This window comes from Nitrosomonas sp. (genome assembly GCF_022842015.1).
Taxonomy (GTDB): Bacteria; Pseudomonadota; Gammaproteobacteria; order Burkholderiales; family Nitrosomonadaceae; genus Nitrosomonas.
In genome coordinates this window covers 1-17,371 of sequence record NZ_JALHQJ010000025.1, presented here as the reverse complement: position 1 = coordinate 17,371, position 17,371 = coordinate 1, and the positions used below count along the sequence as shown (strand labels likewise).

The 17,371-nt window shown below is 44.6% G+C and carries 15 protein-coding genes and 1 pseudogene; 5 read left to right on the top strand and 11 right to left on the bottom strand.

All coding sequences use genetic code 11. The annotated features are described in order from the left end of the window. Positions 1-62: 62 nt before the first annotated feature. Both Q0C11_RS06345 and mfd read right to left on the bottom strand, forming a co-directional pair. Positions 63-284 carry a ribbon-helix-helix protein, CopG family gene (locus Q0C11_RS06345; RefSeq protein WP_293006726.1) on the bottom strand — a complete coding sequence of 74 codons (222 nt, stop codon included), beginning with the start codon at positions 282-284 and terminating at the stop codon, positions 63-65. Between the two features lie 35 nt (positions 285-319). Then, the gene (gene mfd, locus Q0C11_RS06340) at positions 320-3,784 is read right to left on the bottom strand and encodes a transcription-repair coupling factor (RefSeq protein WP_293006725.1); all 3,465 of its coding nucleotides are present in this window, start codon (positions 3,782-3,784) and stop codon (positions 320-322) included. A 513-nt stretch (positions 3,785-4,297) separates the two neighbouring features. On the opposite strand from mfd, the gene Q0C11_RS06335 reads away from it, so the two are divergent. After that, complete coding sequence (locus tag Q0C11_RS06335) at positions 4,298-5,134, top strand: TRAP transporter TatT component family protein (protein ID WP_293006724.1); 837 nt, start codon at positions 4,298-4,300, stop codon at positions 5,132-5,134. A 260-nt stretch (positions 5,135-5,394) separates the two neighbouring features. Next, a complete protein-coding gene (locus tag Q0C11_RS06330; RefSeq protein WP_293006723.1) occupies positions 5,395-5,994 on the top strand; it encodes a histidine phosphatase family protein in 600 nt (199 codons plus the stop codon). A gap of 99 nt (positions 5,995-6,093) precedes the next feature. On the opposite strand, the gene Q0C11_RS06325 is transcribed toward Q0C11_RS06330, so the two are convergent. Genes Q0C11_RS06325 through Q0C11_RS06310 form a run of 4 tightly spaced genes read right to left on the bottom strand, consistent with a single transcriptional unit; the run spans position 6,094 to position 12,012 of the window. Beyond that, complete coding sequence (locus tag Q0C11_RS06325; RefSeq protein WP_293006722.1) at positions 6,094-7,143, bottom strand: HlyD family efflux transporter periplasmic adaptor subunit; 1,050 nt, start codon at positions 7,141-7,143, stop codon at positions 6,094-6,096. Continuing rightward, positions 7,127-9,322 (bottom strand): TolC family protein, encoded by a 2,196-nt coding sequence (locus Q0C11_RS06320; protein WP_293006721.1) that lies wholly within the window; start codon positions 9,320-9,322, stop codon positions 7,127-7,129. The genes Q0C11_RS06325 and Q0C11_RS06320 overlap by 17 nt, the downstream gene beginning before the upstream one ends. Then, positions 9,295-10,620 (bottom strand): glycosyltransferase, encoded by a 1,326-nt coding sequence (locus Q0C11_RS06315; RefSeq protein WP_293006720.1) that lies wholly within the window; start codon positions 10,618-10,620, stop codon positions 9,295-9,297. The genes Q0C11_RS06320 and Q0C11_RS06315 overlap by 28 nt, the downstream gene beginning before the upstream one ends. Positions 10,621-10,623: 3 nt before the next feature. Then, positions 10,624-12,012: a GGDEF domain-containing protein gene (locus Q0C11_RS06310; protein ID WP_293006719.1), complete on the bottom strand. Its 1,389-nt coding sequence runs from the start codon at positions 12,010-12,012 to the stop codon at positions 10,624-10,626. A 543-nt stretch (positions 12,013-12,555) separates the two neighbouring features. On the opposite strand from Q0C11_RS06310, the gene Q0C11_RS06305 reads away from it, so the two are divergent. The 3 genes from Q0C11_RS06305 (at position 12,556) to Q0C11_RS06295 (ending at position 14,317) form a co-directional block, all read left to right on the top strand. Continuing rightward, entirely contained in the window at positions 12,556-12,921 is a 366-nt protein-coding gene (locus tag Q0C11_RS06305) for a hypothetical protein (protein WP_293006718.1), read from the top strand. A gap of 143 nt (positions 12,922-13,064) precedes the next feature. Then, positions 13,065-13,838 (top strand): complement resistance protein TraT, encoded by a 774-nt coding sequence (locus Q0C11_RS06300; RefSeq protein ID WP_293006717.1) that lies wholly within the window; start codon positions 13,065-13,067, stop codon positions 13,836-13,838. A gap of 128 nt (positions 13,839-13,966) precedes the next feature. Next, the gene (locus tag Q0C11_RS06295; protein WP_293006716.1) at positions 13,967-14,317 is read left to right on the top strand and encodes a hypothetical protein; all 351 of its coding nucleotides are present in this window, start codon (positions 13,967-13,969) and stop codon (positions 14,315-14,317) included. Positions 14,318-14,320: 3 nt separating this feature from the next. Here the strand turns inward: Q0C11_RS06295 and queC are convergent, their stop codons facing one another. From queC to Q0C11_RS06270, 5 genes and pseudogenes are all read right to left on the bottom strand, one after another. After that, entirely contained in the window at positions 14,321-14,995 is a 675-nt protein-coding gene (gene queC / locus Q0C11_RS06290) for a 7-cyano-7-deazaguanine synthase QueC (RefSeq protein WP_293006715.1), read from the bottom strand. A 19-nt stretch (positions 14,996-15,014) separates the two neighbouring features. After that, positions 15,015-15,674, bottom strand: a complete 660-nt coding sequence (gene queE, locus Q0C11_RS06285; RefSeq protein WP_293006714.1) for a 7-carboxy-7-deazaguanine synthase QueE — start codon at positions 15,672-15,674, stop codon at positions 15,015-15,017. A 90-nt stretch (positions 15,675-15,764) separates the two neighbouring features. Continuing rightward, positions 15,765-16,664 carry a tol-pal system protein YbgF gene (gene ybgF, locus Q0C11_RS06280; protein WP_293006713.1) on the bottom strand — a complete coding sequence of 300 codons (900 nt, stop codon included), beginning with the start codon at positions 16,662-16,664 and terminating at the stop codon, positions 15,765-15,767. Positions 16,665-16,666: 2 nt separating this feature from the next. Then, the gene (gene pal / locus Q0C11_RS06275; RefSeq protein WP_292919225.1) at positions 16,667-17,185 is read right to left on the bottom strand and encodes a peptidoglycan-associated lipoprotein Pal; all 519 of its coding nucleotides are present in this window, start codon (positions 17,183-17,185) and stop codon (positions 16,667-16,669) included. Positions 17,186-17,218: 33 nt separating this feature from the next. After that, positions 17,219-17,371: pseudogene (locus tag Q0C11_RS06270) on the bottom strand (Tol-Pal system protein TolB); the annotation flags it as partial.

Genomic DNA, 17,371 nt, shown 5'->3' with positions numbered 1-17,371 from the left:
TCAATGGCTTCAATGATAGGCGACACGATCTTCACGTGTGATGTTTTTTAACGATGCTTTGCTTAATGCTGACGAAGTAGCTCATGCTTTGCAGTTTCCCAATCCAGAATTGGGTCTACTGGATCGTGCAAGACTTCCACGGTACGAGAAATATCTTCAAAATCGTCAAGATAATATTCAACAGCTTGTCCGATCACATCGGCACGGGTTCCATGCAATTTTGTTGCTGCTTCATCCAGTGCGGCGACCAGTTCATCCGGTAGTCTTGCAAATATTTGACGCATTTCTGTTCTCATAGAGTACTAGGAAAAGTGATATTTCAGTTATTAGTGCTCAACTTCTGAATCACTTCCTTAATCCGTATCACCCGCTTATTAACATCTGCAATCTGCACTTGAATTTTCAAGCGATCAGGGCCGGATAGCGAATATTCGCGGCTGCTTTGGATCAGTTTGATAATCTCTGCCGGATTGATCGGCGGGTTGGGAATGAATTGCACTTGGATACTCTCAGAACTAGCGTCAATGCGTGTGATGCCGAGCGGTTTGGCGGCGATGCGTAGACGGTGGCAGTCGAGCAGTGCGCGGGTTGGGTTGGGTAGCAAGCCAAAGCGGTCGACCAATTCGCGTTGCATGTCGTCGAGCTGTTCGTCGTCGCTGCAGTTGGCCATGCGTTTGTATAGCACCAAGCGTTCGTGAATGTCATGGCAATAATCTTCCGGCAATAAAGTCGGAACGTGCAGATTGATTTCTGTGGCAACACCCAATGGGTGCTGCATATCGGGTTCCTTGCCTTGTTTTAAGGATTGGATGGCAGAATCCAGCATGGAACTGTACAGACTGAAACCAATTTCCTGCATTTCTCCGCTTTGTGATTCGCTCAGTACCGCCCCGGCACCGCGAATTTCCAAATCATGCATGGCAAGGTAAAACCCGGAACCGAGTTCTTCCATGGCCTGGATCGCTTCCAGGCGTTTTTTGGCTTGCGCGCCGAGCGCTTCTTCAGGTGGTGTCAGCAGATATGCGTAAGCCTGATGATGCGAGCGGCCCACCCGACCGCGTAGTTGATGTAACTGCGCCAGGCCGAATTTGTGCGCATTATTGATAAGGATGGTGTTGGCGCTGGGAATGTCGATACCGGTTTCAATGATGGTGGTGCATAACAGGATGTTGAAGCGCTGCTGGTAAAAATCCCGCATGACATGTTCTAGATCGCGTTCGCGCATTTGTCCGTGGGCAATATTAATGCGTGCCTCGGGTAACAAACCGGATAGTTTTTCATGCATCAACTGAATCGTGCTGACCTCGTTGTGCAGAAAATAGATTTGCCCGCCGCGTTTCAGTTCGCGTAGACAAGCCTCGCGGATAATGCCCATCGAGAAACTGCTGACAAAGGTGCGAATGGCGAGGCGGCGCTGCGGAGCTGTGGCAATGATGGAGAAATCGCGCAGCCCTTCCAGCGACATCGCCAATGTGCGTGGAATCGGCGTGGCGGTGAGTGTCAGCACATCGACTTCCGCACGCAGTTTTTTTAACTCTTCTTTCTGCCGCACGCCGAAACGGTGCTCTTCGTCAATAATGACCAACCCCAGACTCTTAAAATGCACGTCTTTCTGAATCAGTTTGTGCGTGCCGATAATAATGTCAATTTCACCTTTGGCCAGGCCTTCTAGCGCCAGAGTTTGTTCTTTGGCGGATCGGAAGCGCGACAGTTCAGCAATTTTTACCGGCCATTGATCGGCAATCAGGCTGAAGCGGTCGGAGAAATTTTGGAAATGCTGTTCAGCTAACAGTGTGGTAGGAACCATGACAGCAACCTGTTTACCGTCGGCAACGGCGACAAAAGCGGCACGCAGTGCCACTTCGGTTTTACCAAACCCGACATCACCGCAAATCAGGCGATCCATCGGTTTCCCTGAGGTTAAATCTGCAATGACCGCTTTGATCGCCGCAGCTTGATCAGCGGTTTCCTCAAAACCGAATCCCTCGGCAAAAGCATCGTAATCATGCGGCCTTAGCGTAAAAGTATGGCCTTCTCGGGCCGCACGCTGGGCGTAGAGATTCAGCAGTTCCGCCGCCGTGTCGCGCACTTGTTGCATGGCTTTGCGTTTAGCTTTATCCCATTGACCGCTGCCCAGCTTGTGCAGCGGTGCGGATTCCGGGGCAGCACCGCTGTAACGTCCGATCAGATACAGTTGTGAAACCGGCACGTACAGTTTGTCGCCACCCGCGTATTCCAACGACAAAAATTCACTCAACTCACCCGGCTTACCTTCCCCTACATCCATGCTTACCAAGCCGAGATATCGGCCGATGCCATGCTGCTCATGCACAACCGGATCGCCAGGTTTGATTTCTGACAGGTCACGCAGAATATTATCGGTTGATGTGGTTTTGCGTGACTCACGTTCACGCCGTCCATAGACATGGGTCGAATACAGTTCGCTTTCGGTGATAAACGCGCGTTGCGCTGATTCCAGGATAAAACCGGTGTGCAGCGGAGCAACACTTAACATAAAGGACTGAGAACCGGTCAGAAATTGCGCGTAATCCTGACAACTGTCCGGATGCAGGCCGTATTGGTTCAGATATTCAGCAATGAGCTCGCGTCGGCCCATGCTTTCCGCCAGCAGTAAAATGCGTCCACCCGATTGGGTGAATCGACTGGTAAAAGTCACTAGTTTTTCCAGTGGATTTTCTGCGTGACGGTTAACCTGGACAGGGGGTAATGGAAGCGTTGATTTAGCTGCGGTGAGTTTGGTTTCTTGTACGCTGGAGAGAATCTCAACGCGCGCATAAGGTTTTATTTTGCCGAAAAAGCTGTCGCTGGATAAGAATAATTCCAGTGGTGGCAGCAGCGGTCGATCTATATCGCCACGCAACAATTGATAACGTGATTGAGTATCGCGCCAGAATTCATCAATGATCGGACGAACATCTTGGTGCAAGCAGAGCAACGTGTTTTCAGGCAGATAATCAAACAAGGTTGCTGTTTGTTCAAAAAACAGCGGCAGATAGTATTCAATGCCTGCAGGTGTCAAGCCTTTGCTGATGTCTTTGTAAATCTGCTTTTTTGACGGGTCGCCCTCGAAATTCTCGCGAAAATTACCACGGAAGCAGGTGCGTCCGGCTTCATCCAGTGGAAATTCGCGTGCTGGCAGCAGGCGAATTTCCTTGACTGGATAGATGCTGCGTTGCGTATCAACATCGAATGTGCGGATGGTGTCAATTTCGTTGTCCATCAGGTCGATGCGGTAGGGCAACGGGCTGCCCATCGGGAATAAATCAATCAAGCCACCGCGCACGCTGTATTCGCCTGGTGAAAAAACCTGCGTGACATGCGAATATCCCGCCAATGTCAATTGACTGCGTAACCCCGCCATATCCAGCATTTCACCTTGCTTGAGGAAAAAAGTATGCGCCGCCAGATATTCGCGCGGCAGCATGCGGTAGAGCGCAGTGGTTAGTGGCGCAATCAGCACATCGCACGCGCTGTTCATCACTTGATACAACGTTGCCAGCCGTTCTGAGACAAGATCATGATGGGGCGAGAAAACATCGTAAGGCAGTGTTTCCCAATCGGGTAGTAAATGCGTTCTTAATTCAGGAGCAAAGAACGGAATTTCTTCCTGTAATCTTTGCGCATCAAGTGCATTGGCGGTAATGACCGCGACGGGTTTGGCCTGTTGCGCTATTTGCGCAAGGAATAATGCATCGCTGGAACCGTCAAAATCAGCATATCGGGATACGGTGCCGGGTTTAGGTAAGGAGTGTTGATGTTGCATTATTTACATGCCCGCCTTGCAGCGCTGGAAAATGAAGACTGGAAAGATAGGCCGCGATCTAAATTTGTATATTATCCTAGAAAGTGTAGCAGAACGGAACGAAGTGTAAGTTTATTCGCTGGAATGCGAGACCAATTGGTACAAAATGTTATTTTGTTGCGATAAATTCTAACCTAACTATGGATCCAAAAAATATGCAATTTGTTTTGTGGAAAATTCATCCGGTGGGTGAGATAGTTAAACTTGGCGCAGATTGTTGGAATCATGGTATTGATTAGCTGTCTCATTGGTTAACTGCGATTCGTAGGGTGAGATGTTAGCTATAATTCATTTTTAGGCTTGCCCAAGTTTTGCAATAGCAGATTGTTTAAAAAAGCATAAATTCCCTAGTTATTTATGATTTGAGTTTGCTCTAAATAGAGCTATGCTTATATTTGGTAAGCGTCCTGAAACAACGGGTATTTTTACTTTTATCAGGCCGATCAAAAAAACCGTTTATAAAAAGGGTTTAACATGAGTAACTTCATAAAATCAAACTTAATAAAGCGATTAAAAAAAGAGTTGATCCTTTTTACATGCGGAGTAGTTGCGTTCATTTGTTTGACATCATCGGTGCTGGCGCACCGCAGTGCTTCCACCGTGTTAACTCCGGAAAATCAGCAGAGAATTGAACTGGCAGCGTGGAAGTATGCCATTGATACGCCGTTGTTGTTGGAGACTATAGACTGGTTTCGTGATTTGACAAGAAATTCCCGGGAATCGGCGGCCCTGGCAGAGCTTGCTCGCTTGAAATTTATGCGTGCTCAGCTCGAGCTCGATAAACATCACCGTGTCCATTTGTTTGAACGCAGTATTGCCATGGCTGATCAGGCATTGGCACTGAATGCCAATGATGTGCGGGGGTTGTTCTGGAAGGCTGCTGCGATGGGGAAAATTGCTGAAGATAGCGGCATGCTCAATGCACTGAGGATGCTTCGGCCTATGGAGGATTTGCTTTTGAAAGTAGTCGAACTTGATGAAAGATACGAGAATGCCGGCGCTCATCGGGCACTGGGCCGTATGTATCACAAACTGCCGAGGTTTCCAATAAGCTTTGGCAGTAACCAGAAAGCGCTCGCACATCTCAAACGGGCGCACGGGTTGTTTCCTCAGGACATCATTACGCGCGCCTTTTATGCTGAATTATTGTATGAAATAGGTAGAAAGTATGAAGCGCGCAAACATGCTGATTTTGTTCTGACAACCCCGATTACGGAAGAGGATGCGCTGGAATTTACCGAATATGTCGATATCGCGCTGGAAGTGGTTAAGAAAACTGGTGGGGCGAATATTAAGGTGGGAAATTATTAGTTGCGTGGTTGGAAAATTAGAAAACTACAAGTCGGCGAAGAATCGTTTATCTTGTTGCTAATATTGCAATTGACTTAAAATACTCTTTATTCTGCATAAGCTGCACCTTCTCTCCTGATCCTGCTTGGCATCGTCTGCCTTGAAGCTGTCTTAATTATTGCGGTAAATTCAAAGCGATCGGATTTATTGTCCAATCTCATTTTTCATGCGGAATAAATCAGCTAAACTATTGCATCTGATTTCTCCTGCCAGCATTCTTTATGACTGAAACTCTAGTCGATTTGATCCGTCACGGTGAGCCCATCGGCGGGCGTCGTTATCGCGGCCACGGCGTGGATGATCCGTTGAGCGAGACAGGGTGGTTGCAAATGTGGCGTGCTGTTGGTGAGTATAATCAGTGGCAACAAATTATTACTTCCCCGCTGCAACGTTGTCAGGCCTTTGCCTATGCTTTAGGGGAACGTCATGACATTAATGTCTCAGTTGAGCCGCGTTTCAAGGAAGTGGGGTTTGGCGAATGGGAGGGGTTGAGTCATGATGAAGTTAAAGTTGGGCGAGCGCTTGAATATCAGGCTTTTTTGAAGAACCCGGTGGATGCTAGACCGCAAGGGGCCGAGCCTCTCGACGATTTTGTTCTACGGGTTTATTCAGCCTATGAAGCCGCTATCGAACGTTATTTCGGTCGCCATATTCTGATCGTTGCGCATGCTGGTGTGATGCGTGCATTGATTGCAAAAACACTCCAAGCGCCTGCGATCGGTTTATATCGCATCAAAATTAGCAATGGTGGGGTTACGCGTATTCGTCATGCCGGATCAGGCGCAGTGTTGGAGTTGTTGAACGGGAAGTTGTCCGCTTAGATGGCAGGAAAAAAGATTTTATTTGTCTCTTGCTGTGGTTTACGGGTTGTTGAAAAACTAACTGCATCGGCTACTTCAAGAACGTTTTTCAACAGCCTCTTAATAGAAATAAATTGTTACCGGCATTCCATTAATTAGCCGATTGTTGGGAGTCTCAATAAATTCCAAATGTGCCAGTATCGCTGTACGGACTGGTTCGAGCGGATTAACTTCTTCTGTCACTGTTTTTTGCGTGACACCCGGAACGGAAATTATCTTTGCCTTTGTTTTTTCTTTGTTGGGGAATTTTACAATGACAATTTGCCCTTCTACTGCGTAGTCTTGGTATTTGGGTGGAATGAAGGCGTCAACATATACTTTCTCAGGGAAAATAATTTCAAGCAATGCTTGCCCACGGCCCAAATATTCTCCAGACTGTACAAATATCTCGGTAACTATTCCATTTCCTATAGGCGCAACAAGGCTTAGTTGTTGTATCTGATCTTGAATCTTCTCAAACTCAAGTTGCATTTGGCTAATCTGATTTAAAATCCTGCGCATTTCAGCTGACTGATTCTGTTCTTGATTTTCTGTTTTCTCAAGTGCCACTATATTCTCAAGTGTTCTCTGATACTGATTCTTGGCTGAGGCAATTTCGGCTTGAGTAGCTGCGCCCTGCTTAAACAATGTTTCATAATGCTGTAGGCGTCTGTACGCAAATATCTTATGTTCTTGAGCGTAATTCATTAATTGTGCCGAATTTGACGTCGACTGATTGGCTTGTGTTGATATCTTTTGCTTTTCTTTCTTTAGTGCATCAATTTCAATCTTTAACCGGCCATAGCTATCAAGTAAGGGTACGTTGGTCAGTTCGGCCAATTGATCGCCTGCCGAAACTGTTTGTAATGGTTCGACAAATATTTGTTGAACATATCCATCAACAGCGGTACGGACTGGAATATTGGCGACCCTAATGCGCCCGTTTGCTTCAATTGCAATTGTTTCCCACATAATTACTCCCAACAAATAAATGATCGGGAGACTAGAGATCGCGACAATTAAATACCAACGCCAAGGCCTGCCAGGGCGCTTTGCTTCACTATAGTGAACGCGTAATCCTCGATCGATATCCGGGGCTTTATTTTCAGGTTGATTAAAGCGGATTTTCATGAAGGTAATTTTCCCAGTCTAGCCATGATTGAATAATGAGACCACCAAAGTTTGCGCTTTGTAGTTGATCCTGAAGTTGCTGCATTGCGCGGATAAAATTACGCTGCGGTTTATGTGCATAGCTGTTTTCTGGACCTAATTCCTTCTCTAAGCTTTGCGCAAGACTAAACACGAGCGTTGGATGTTGTTGCATAGCCGATTTAAGCGTTGTGACAACGCCCTGTATGTTCATCGAATAGTACATAACTGTAATTTCTTTGATTTTAATCTTGCTTAGCTCACAGAGAATGCATAAACCAAAGGATGACTCCTTGGTTAAATAACGTGGGTGAATGCTGATACCTACAGTCCATGGAGAAATCGCTGCTACCTGCCGAATTGTTTCGACAAATTCCTCCAACTTTGCTTTTCCGGCCAGTTCCGATTCCAGTTGATCCGGCTCAATATCAAGATGCAACCCGTCGAAATTAACGCCTGCTAGTTTACGGATAATTTGCAGTAAATTATCGCGATACTCGGGTAAAATCCAGTCCGGATCACCTAAAAGCAATTCAATCTTTTTTTTGTGACGACGAGCGTCATGCAAAAAGTTTTGCAGATACTTTGGGTTTTCTGCAACGTGTGAAATTTGCTGTGCATCCAGAGAAACAAGAAAACGATTAAATGATTGGGTTGCTTTTTCTTCCCATAACCCAGTTTGTGCCATTAATTGCTCAGAATTCCAGACATAAGCAGCAAGTGGGTCAGATAAAGATTGTGTGTTCACGGGTGCAACATGTTCAGTTCGTTGTTTTGATGTTGCTTTATCTCCACTCATTAGAAATTGTTTTGCTTGATGCAGCGGGTCGATCAATGAAGTGATGTTAGTTTCCGGGTAACTATCTTCTGCTGGCATATTCGGTAATAAAATAAATTGGCGCAAGCGGATATGCAGCTTCCAGTGCTCGGATTCTGCTTCGATATTTTCTACCGCGATACGATAATAGGTATTCAGTGCTTGTAGGTATTGTTCAATTACATCCCCATCCAGCACTTGCAGGCGAAGATATCTTTCGCGCATTAATTCTTGCGCGGCTTCAAGGCGTGTACGCTGAAAATTGATTTGTTGATCCAATTGCTGGAAGCTACTCAGTAGTGCATGAAAATCGTGTTGCAACTCCTGATCCCGTCGTGTGTAATCCGCGCGTAAGCTGATCAATTGACTATTTAACCGAGACTGTTCATTTTTCCGGTAACTGACAATTTCGAGAGGCATTCTGAAATTAAAACCAACCGCTCCGCCATACCCCCATTGCATCCCCTCGGGTGGTGATGGATGAGGAATTGCAGGTCCTCCGAAACCAGTGACTGAAACATCAGATTCTATTCCCTGCCAATTTTGAGTATCCCGAATATTTTGCAGATTATCTATTTGCGTCTGTAATATTCTCAGATCAAGCTGATCGACCTCGTTAGAGACGATATTTGCAATTTTGCCTAACGTCGGTTTAACGGGTGTAAAAGGCATTACCGCTGAATTAGTTAAATGCGCCAATCGCATTAATGCCTGATTACTGTTATTGTAAAATTCAACTTGTGTTCGTTGCGCCCGCTCAAAAGCGGAAAGAAACTCGAAGTAATCTGACTTAAACAATAGACCTGCTTCTTGTCGCTTGCGCAGCAAATCTTCAACGCCTTCATGACGCAAATGCAGGTAGGCATCTGTCAACGACAGGACTTTTTGTGCGCTCCAATAGGCTGCGTAGTTTTCTTCTAAAAAAAGTGCTGCCAGCCGACGGCTCCAGTCTAAGCGAATAGTTTCAATTCTCACTTGTGTCGCTGCGTCTTCTATGGCACGTTGCTGCCGTTCAGCACTGCCTAGCAAAGGGTAGCGCAATCCAATACGCGCAAGAGGATCAAAAAAATGCCCAAATGGCTCTCGTGCAAAAGGGCTTTTCTGGAAACCACCGGAAACCCCCCCAAATACTTCCAGGCCCTTGAGTGACTCTTGAGCCAATAAATTAGACCGCTGCGCTTCTAAATCAGCTTGTGCTTTCAATATCGATGCCGCTTGATCAAGATGCGAGTAAAATTCAGACAGTGTTCTTGGTTCAGCAAACGCACCTGAATTTAGTATTATCAGTAAGGCCAATAGGTATAAAAAACGCACTGTTACTGCTTCCCCTTTTTGAGTACCCATAGCGGTGCCATCGCCGAATCCAAGTGGCCTTTGTTGATAATCTGATTCAGGATAGCAAGTGCACTCCAGACACGGGATATAAATTGAAATATCGGATAAACCGGAAGGATGAAAATAGCATTGCAGTCCTCCTTTCTTCTGTCTGTGATGAATATCAGATAGAGAATGTACTGAACGGTAATAAGGCAAAAATAGAATGCATAAACCAATGTCATGCTAAGTAAGAAAGCATAAAAAGGAAGTTTCACCGCGATATAAATTGTATATAACACGATAGAGAAGGGCATGACAATCTGAAATAAGATACCGTACCAAAGCAGGAAAATGAGATTCTTCCACCCCATCATGGAAGCCGAAATGCCGTACTTGTGCTTGTTCGAGTATATATACCAAAGATCCCCATCCCATCTTAAGCGTTGCTTAAGAAAATCTATTAAATTTTCGGGTACATCGGTATGGGAAACAGCTCCTGGCTCAAATTCAATTTGCAGATGTGGGTAGCGCTTGTAATATTGTTTGATACGAAGTGTCAAATCCAGATCTTCAGCAGTTCCAGTATTCCACCCCCCTACTTGTTGCAGAAAGGATTTTCTAAAAATACCAAATGCTCCGGGTACGTTATTGATAACACCCAGCTTCGCAAAGCCTAATTTCCCCACCTGCATCGTCAACATGTACTCTAAATTTTGCAATCGCGTCATGATTGTTTTTCTAGCGTTACGTACTCGCATCGGCCCTGTGACGGCCACCATATCAGGGTTCCTAAAATGCGTTGCGGCATACTGAATCATCTGATTGTCAAATGATGTGTCACCATCCAGTGCAAGAAAAATCTCTCCCTGAGCTCGGCTTAGCCCTGCATTGAGCGAAGAAACTCTGCCTCCGCGCTGAAATTTTGGGATAATTACCAGCGAGCGTTTAGGATATTGGGAAACTAAAGGAGCAAGTTCCACCAGAGCATGATAAGTGGCTTGATTTTTTTTCACTCCGTCCACCATCGCAATTATTTCTATGTGTCCGGGATACAGCTGTTCCAAAAGTGATATCACCGTGCTCTGAACAGCTTTTCCTTCGGCATAGCAGGTGATCGCACAGGTGACATGGGGAAAGTAATGAAGCGTCAAAGGTGCCTCTATAGCATTTTTAATCAGATAGCGAAATGCGCTCATCCAATTGATGAAATAAAGCGGCAGCTCAAAAAACAGCACAAATGGAATCAGCATGAATACATACTGAAAATCCTGATAGCGTGACAGGCTAGCCTGAAACAGATACCAAGCCTGATTCAGACTTTCCATAAATTACAGTAACTCACCATATAGACGAGCAAGCAGTAGCTCAGCGTTTTCCTTGCTGGATAGTTTCTGCGAGGAAATACTGATAAAGCGAAAATCCAATTTATGTTCGCTTTGTTCCAATAATAACTTCATGCTGCTTTCTATACGCTTATGAAAACCGATTAATCCTTGCTCGTCAGTATTCGGCAGGAGCAGCCAAAGCATGTTTTCCGCTGTTCGAGTAGAAAGATCAGGAGTGCGCAGTAAGCTTCTCAATTGCTGTGCAAAGGATTCAAGCATTTGCAGTAATCGCGCATGATTAAAAAGCTCGACTAATTCTGGTAGGTTGGCAAAATAAATTCCAAATAAACTGAAATTGACGTTTGGATAACGTCGTGACGTTACCATCATCCAATCAAGATCGTGGATAAACAACTCGCGGGAAATGAAGTTGAGTTGATCAAAACCCGAAGATAAATCAAAAACTTCCCCACGAAAAGCGATTGTTCTCCCTTTGTCACTTAAGCGCCAATTACGTATCTCATTTTGAACAAGCTCACTTGATTCCATCTCCTTCTCGCACATCGCGCAGCGAACCTGCACCTCGCCCTCAACAAATGACTGACTACATGAATGGCATCGATAGTTTTCGATCGGCCTATCATAATCGCTTCCGATATGACGCAGTTGGGTATAGCATTTGGGGCAGATTAATGTGCCGCTATGCAGAAATTTTTCCTGCACATCAACACATCCGCAAGTAAAGCAATGTAGCGATGCTTGCATCCCAATGTCTATAGAAAGACAATTTGGACAAACATCAACAAAACTTAAATGAGAAGATCGACAATAGGTGCATTCACGCTGACGATCAATCAACAGGATAGGATCGATTATTTTACTATTTGCAAGATTTCGCAGCCATTCAAAACTATCCGAATTATCTAGGCTAAGCGCTTCGAGTAATGGATAGCGATAGAAACGCGCGTGTTGCCAATCATGGTATGGTTGAAGTACAAAGTCCGGTCGCAACCAGAAATATTTAATCAATCGTCCTTGATGAGTGATATAGGTTTCATTACTCTTCAGGGATTTCAGCAAGTTATCAAACTGATTTATTTGTTCTCGTAAATCTGCGGGCTGTGGTAACTGCCCGTCGAGCATAAAGTCGTCGTAAGGAAAAGCTGAATCGGTAATAAAACACAAAGATGCAAAAAATTCACTATCCTTACGTACTTTTTCAAGGATGGCAGAGATGTAATGCTTGTCCTTTCCTTGGATGATAAATGCTGATGGAGCAATTCTTTCCTTCTCCCAAACTGAAAAATCACTAAAATGTGAAATATTAAAGAGATTGTTGTATTCACTTGATAAATCAGTTTCTTCTTGGTCTTGGGAGAAAACAATAAGCATGTCTGGCTTCCAATGATTCTCGAATTGCAAAAATAACTATCAATTAGGATAGGTAAGATGAACTACTTTATAGCAAGTAAGAAATAAATTACGCCATTATGAGTGGTTTCATACAATTGTATTTAATATTCTCATGCAACTATATTGAATAATTAGAATATTGGATTATAGCGTATCATTTTTTTAATTTGAAATTACCGTTTCAATTTGTTTGCGTTTGGCTAGCAAGTCGTGCAGAAATACAACAGCGCAATACAACAGCGCATGACTGAGCTAAGAAATTATCCCTAGTAACTATCTGGAATGATAAAAGAACAGCTGGGGCAGCTTAATGCATGGCGTTCATCTATTCTGCACTCAGCGTGAACTTTCAATGAATGCAATCCGGGGTAGATTTATTTCGGGCGCGTGACGAAGTTTTAGTGTCAATTGGAGAAGAGATGTCGCCAAAAAATTATTGTACTGATTAATCATTTAAAAATTTACGACGAGCAGTCTAATTTGGTAATATTGTTTGACTTATCGAGAACCAGGAGGTATACGATGCGTACAAAACAATTCAGTATGATTTTTTACACAGTACTGCTAGTGGCATTTATGAGTAGCACAGTTTCAGCTAGACAGGATCTCAGTGAAATTCAAAGGCAATTCAATGCGGAAACTATTAACAAGCGCTTTAGTGTTCCAAGTGATGCCGCTTTAACATCTGCGCTCAAAGAAGCGACTCAAAAAGGCATGCCAACAAGGACACAAAGGTTTGCGCCAGGTTGTGTTGGTCTAGGATGTGGGAGTGCTGCTGTCGGTCTGGGCAACTTTGGCTATGGCAGTTATTTTGGCGGCTATCCTCGTCCATATTATGGTGGTTTATATGGTGTGAATAGTTATCTGCCTTTTTATTCGGGCTGGTGATACTCAGGGTCAGTGGGGTTACTTCGAGTATGAGCCATTTAATAGTGGTTAATCTATCTCCTCAATTAAATTGGATTGGTGGATAATTTGCTAGGGTTACTTAAAAGTGTTTTTCATTTAATTACTAGAGAAGGGGGGATGAAATGGGGGGGTACGCCAGCAAGAATACTTGGATTTTAGCAGTGATCGTGATTTTTTCTTTGGTTCTAAGTGGGTGCGCGGCGATGCATACATCCATTGCCAAAAAGGATTTGGATGTTCAAACTAAGATGAGTGATACCATTTTTCTTGATCCTGTTGAACCGAGTCAGAGAACGGTTTATCTGAATATTCGCAATACCTCCGACAAAACCAACTTTGATATTGCAACTACGGTCGCAAGGGCGTTAGAGGGCAGAGGTTATCTCATTACTAATAATCCCAGAGAAGCGCATTACTGGTTGCAGGTTAATATTCTGAGCGTTGACAAAGCTAGTCCTACTGCAGCTGAGGCTGCTTTGAGAGCTGGTTATGGAGGCATGGGAAGTGCAGCGCTGGGTGCGGCTGTTGGAACGGCCACTGGCGCTGCCATTGATGGCTGGAGTGGGGCGGGTATAGGCGGATTGGCTGGCGCAGCTGCTTTCGGTCTTGCCAGTACGCTTGCGGATGCTGCGGTGAAAGATGTGACTTATATGGCCATTACAGATGTTGAAATAGCAGAACGAGTCGAGGAAGGTGTCATTGTTCGTGAAGATAGGCAACAAGATGCGAAGCAGGGGGTAGGCGGTGCAAGAAGGCAATCTTCGACAAAAGTTAGTGAAATGAATAAATATCGTACTCGTGTAGTCAGCACGGCGAACAAAGCAAATTTGCAGTATGAAGAAGCTGCGGTTGAATTGACCAATGGCCTCGCTCGTTCCATTTCAGGGTTGTTCTAAATATAGTAATAAATTGCCTGTTCCCCCAGTGTTATTACAAGCGCTGGGGAAGAGATAGTATTAATGTTTGTTCTGAAAAGCTTTCAGTTTACAAAGCGCAATATTCTTAGAAACTTGAGGAGGTCGTGATGAAAATGAAAATACAATTTATTGTATTGCCGCTGATAACTTTATTGTTTATTGCTTCTTCAATCGCATATGCTCAAAATAAAAATTCTGCTGCGGATAATCGAAATGCCATTGATCGAATGACTAAAGAATTGGGGCTTAATGAAACTCAGCGAGGTAAGGTTGAGGGCATTCTTAGTGCAGAACAAAAGAAAGTTGAGGCCGTTTTCAATGAAGAAAGAAAGAAATTACAGTTAATTCAGGAAGAAACTCGATCAAACTTGCAAGCGGTTTTAACGCCTGAGCAAATGCAAAAGCTTGAAAATAAAATGCGTCAGGAAGGCAGTAAAAATAATGCTCAGAAAAAATAGCGCTTAGGTTCTATAAATGGTTGGATCGATTATATTCGCTGTCTTAAACCCTGCCTTGCGAATCCGACAGGAATCACAGACACCGCAGGCCCGTCCCGCTTCGTCTGCCTGATAGCAAGAAACGGTGAAGCTATAATCAACACCTAAAGGAAGTCCACGTTGAATTATCTCTTGCTTGGATAAAGGCATGAGCGGCGTATGGATGGTTATCTGCTTGCCCTTAATACCCGCTTTAGTCGCTAGATTAGCCATTTTCTCGAAAGCCTGAATGTATTCCATGCGGCAATCAGGGTAGCCGGAATAATCAACTGCGTTCACACCAATAAAAATGTCCTGGCAATCCAATGTTTCCGCCCAGGCTAATGCCAGTGACAACATGATTGTATTTCTGGCTGGAACATAAGTAACCGGAATATCAATATTTTTCCCAGAGGTTGGCACCTCAATGGATTGATCCGTTAGAGCAGACCCACCAAATGCAGTCAGATTGATCTTAATTATCTTGTGTGAATGGGAACCCAATGATTGTGCGACCTTTTGCGCGGCATTTAACTCTGCGTAATGTCGTTGGCCATAATCGATACTCAATGCATGGCACTCAAAACCTTGGTCGCGGGCAATGGCTAATGTGGTTGCGGAATCCAATCCTCCAGACAATAATACAACTGCTTTCTTCATAGTTTAATTGGTGTTGGTTTCATCGTCCCGGTCCTTCGCCCCAAAGCAGTTTATGCATTTGCAGCTGCATTCTGACAGGTAATTCATCGCGCAATATCCAAGAGGCCAACGTTGCGGGATTCAGGCTATCATAAACCGGTGAAAATAAGATTGGGCATAACTGCGATAGCTGCTTTTGATGAATAATTTCAATGGCCCATTGATAGTCTGTTTCATCACACAGTACAAATTTTATTTCATCTTTTTGTGTCAGGTAGATTATATTTTTCCAGTTGTTTTTTGCGACTTCGCCAGAACCTGGTGTTTTAATGTCCATTACTTTGCAGATGCGCAGATCTACTTGCGACAAGTCCAAAGCACCGCTGGTTTCGAGCGATACCGAATACTTGGCATCGCAGAGTGCAGTGAGAAGAACTAAACAAGCTTTTTGAGCTAGCGGTTCTCCGCCTGTAACGGTGACGTAATTCGTTTTGTAATGCGTGATTCGATCCAAGATGCTTGCAATAGAAATGTTTTCACCGCCAGTAAACGCATAGGTGGTGTCACAATAGCCGCAACGCAAGGGGCAGCCTGTCAGACGTACGAAAACCGTAGGTAGTCCAACGCGACTTGTCTCACCTTGTAACGAGAAGAAAATTTCACTGACACGCAAGGTTGTTGTTTCTAACACTTGCATCATTACTAGTTACCTGAAGGAAAAAAACGGACTCTACTACTTTGTGGCGAATGCAGCAAACAGCAATTGAGGAATGATGTTTAAATTTTGGATTTACTTGATGTTCGCCAAGCGTTGTTTGGCTTTTCCTGCGGCTTCACTGTGCGGATAGCTTGCCAGCAAATTCTCCAGGGTTTTCCTGCCTGTATTGCGATCACCCATTTCAAACTGGCTGGTAGCGATATTTAGCAAAGCATCCGGTACTTTATTGCTATCTGGGTACTTGCTGATTAATCTTTTTTGCGCATCGATGGCTAATTGATAATCACGCAATGCGTAGCGCGCATTGCCAATCCAGTAAGCAGCACCGGGAGCTAAACTGGATTGCGGATAATTTTCCAGAAAGTTTTCAAATTGTGCGATAGCGTTCGTGTATTCGCCATTTCTAAACGAATCATACGCTTCCTTATAAGAATCATTTTCTACCGGACCGGGTGGCGCTAATTCATTGACTGACAAAGGCCCAGAGTCCATAGCGAGAGATGAATCCACTCCTTCAGCTGGGAATGATTCAGGAGTTATATCATTATTAATCGGTGGAGCGGCTGCATGTGCGTCAGGTGGCGGTGCTGCCATGCTACGAGGAGAGCTCTGGGGTTCAGAATGAGACGAAGGCGCTCGGCTGCCAGGCTGCTCGATCTGGCGGAGTCGATTATCAAGATCGATATAAAAATCTCGTTGTCGCTTTTGTAACAACGCATTCTCGTTACTGAGCATTTCTATTTGACCATTTAATTTTCCCAGTTCAAGCCCAAGTGTTTCAACCTGGGTGTAAAGCTCTACCAGTGCCTGGCTATTTAGCGCCTGGTCCATCTTGGCAATACGCACTTCCATTTCCTTAACCTGCTTGCGCAATACGTCAATTTGTTCGCGTGCTTCGCTATCACCAAAGAATGATGCATAACTGACATTGCAATTCAGCAATAACAGTAGAAAGAAAGCGCGTATCAACATAGTTATTCGCCTCGGTAAAGAATATCAGTGCGACGGTTCTGACTCCAAGCTGATTCACCGTGACCCATTGCGCGCGGTTTTTCCTCTCCCAGGCTAACCGACTCAATCTGTACGTCTTGCGCACCTGACAATATCATCATATTTTTAACGCTGTCGGCGCGGCGCTGACCCAAAGCCAAATTGTATTCACGGCTGCCACGATCGTCCGTATTTCCTTGCAAGATTACGCTAGCAGCAGGGTTGTCACGCAGAAATCTGGCATGTGATAGCACCAACTCTCTATATTCACTTGCCACTGTATAACTATCATAATCATAAAAAACACTACGTTGTGACAAAATGCTGTTGGGATCATTCAGTTGGTTGAAATAACTGGGTCTTCCTGAATCGGATCCCATCAAATCACTTCCGCTTAAGCCATTGCCTGCGCCTGAAGTAAGATCATCAACATCAGGCTGTGTGGTTTGACTGGCACATGCGGATAACAGAACGATCAATGCAATGCTTAATAACTTTCTCATTTATTGCTCCTTTAAAATTAAAAAACTAAGACATTACTTCCATTTTGGTAAGGGACCCCAGGCCGGCTCTCGGATATCACCCGTTTGTACTGACAGTTGCTGCCGTGTCTGCCCATCTCTGGAAACAGCGGATAATATACCATGCCCGTTTATTTCAGTCGCATACAAGATCATTTTGCCATTGGG

What these genes read in the sequence shown, in the direction of transcription:
- Q0C11_RS06345 (WP_293006726.1), bottom strand. Translation starts at nt 284, where the DNA reads ATGCGTCAAATATTTGCAAGACTACCGGATGAACTGGTCGCCGCACTG.
- mfd (WP_293006725.1), bottom strand. Translation starts at nt 3,784, where the DNA reads ATGCAACATCAACACTCCTTACCTAAACCCGGCACCGTATCCCGATAT.
- Q0C11_RS06335 (WP_293006724.1), top strand. Translation starts at nt 4,298, where the DNA reads ATGAGTAACTTCATAAAATCAAACTTAATAAAGCGATTAAAAAAAGAG.
- Q0C11_RS06330 (WP_293006723.1), top strand. Translation starts at nt 5,395, where the DNA reads ATGACTGAAACTCTAGTCGATTTGATCCGTCACGGTGAGCCCATCGGC.
- Q0C11_RS06325 (WP_293006722.1), bottom strand. Translation starts at nt 7,143, where the DNA reads ATGAAAATCCGCTTTAATCAACCTGAAAATAAAGCCCCGGATATCGAT.
- Q0C11_RS06320 (WP_293006721.1), bottom strand. Translation starts at nt 9,322, where the DNA reads ATGGGTACTCAAAAAGGGGAAGCAGTAACAGTGCGTTTTTTATACCTA.
- Q0C11_RS06315 (WP_293006720.1), bottom strand. Translation starts at nt 10,620, where the DNA reads ATGGAAAGTCTGAATCAGGCTTGGTATCTGTTTCAGGCTAGCCTGTCA.
- Q0C11_RS06310 (WP_293006719.1), bottom strand. Translation starts at nt 12,012, where the DNA reads ATGCTTATTGTTTTCTCCCAAGACCAAGAAGAAACTGATTTATCAAGT.
- Q0C11_RS06305 (WP_293006718.1), top strand. Translation starts at nt 12,556, where the DNA reads ATGCGTACAAAACAATTCAGTATGATTTTTTACACAGTACTGCTAGTG.
- Q0C11_RS06300 (WP_293006717.1), top strand. Translation starts at nt 13,065, where the DNA reads ATGGGGGGGTACGCCAGCAAGAATACTTGGATTTTAGCAGTGATCGTG.
- Q0C11_RS06295 (WP_293006716.1), top strand. Translation starts at nt 13,967, where the DNA reads ATGAAAATGAAAATACAATTTATTGTATTGCCGCTGATAACTTTATTG.
- queC (WP_293006715.1), bottom strand. Translation starts at nt 14,995, where the DNA reads ATGAAGAAAGCAGTTGTATTATTGTCTGGAGGATTGGATTCCGCAACC.
- queE (WP_293006714.1), bottom strand. Translation starts at nt 15,674, where the DNA reads ATGATGCAAGTGTTAGAAACAACAACCTTGCGTGTCAGTGAAATTTTC.
- ybgF (WP_293006713.1), bottom strand. Translation starts at nt 16,664, where the DNA reads ATGTTGATACGCGCTTTCTTTCTACTGTTATTGCTGAATTGCAATGTC.
- pal (WP_292919225.1), bottom strand. Translation starts at nt 17,185, where the DNA reads ATGAGAAAGTTATTAAGCATTGCATTGATCGTTCTGTTATCCGCATGT.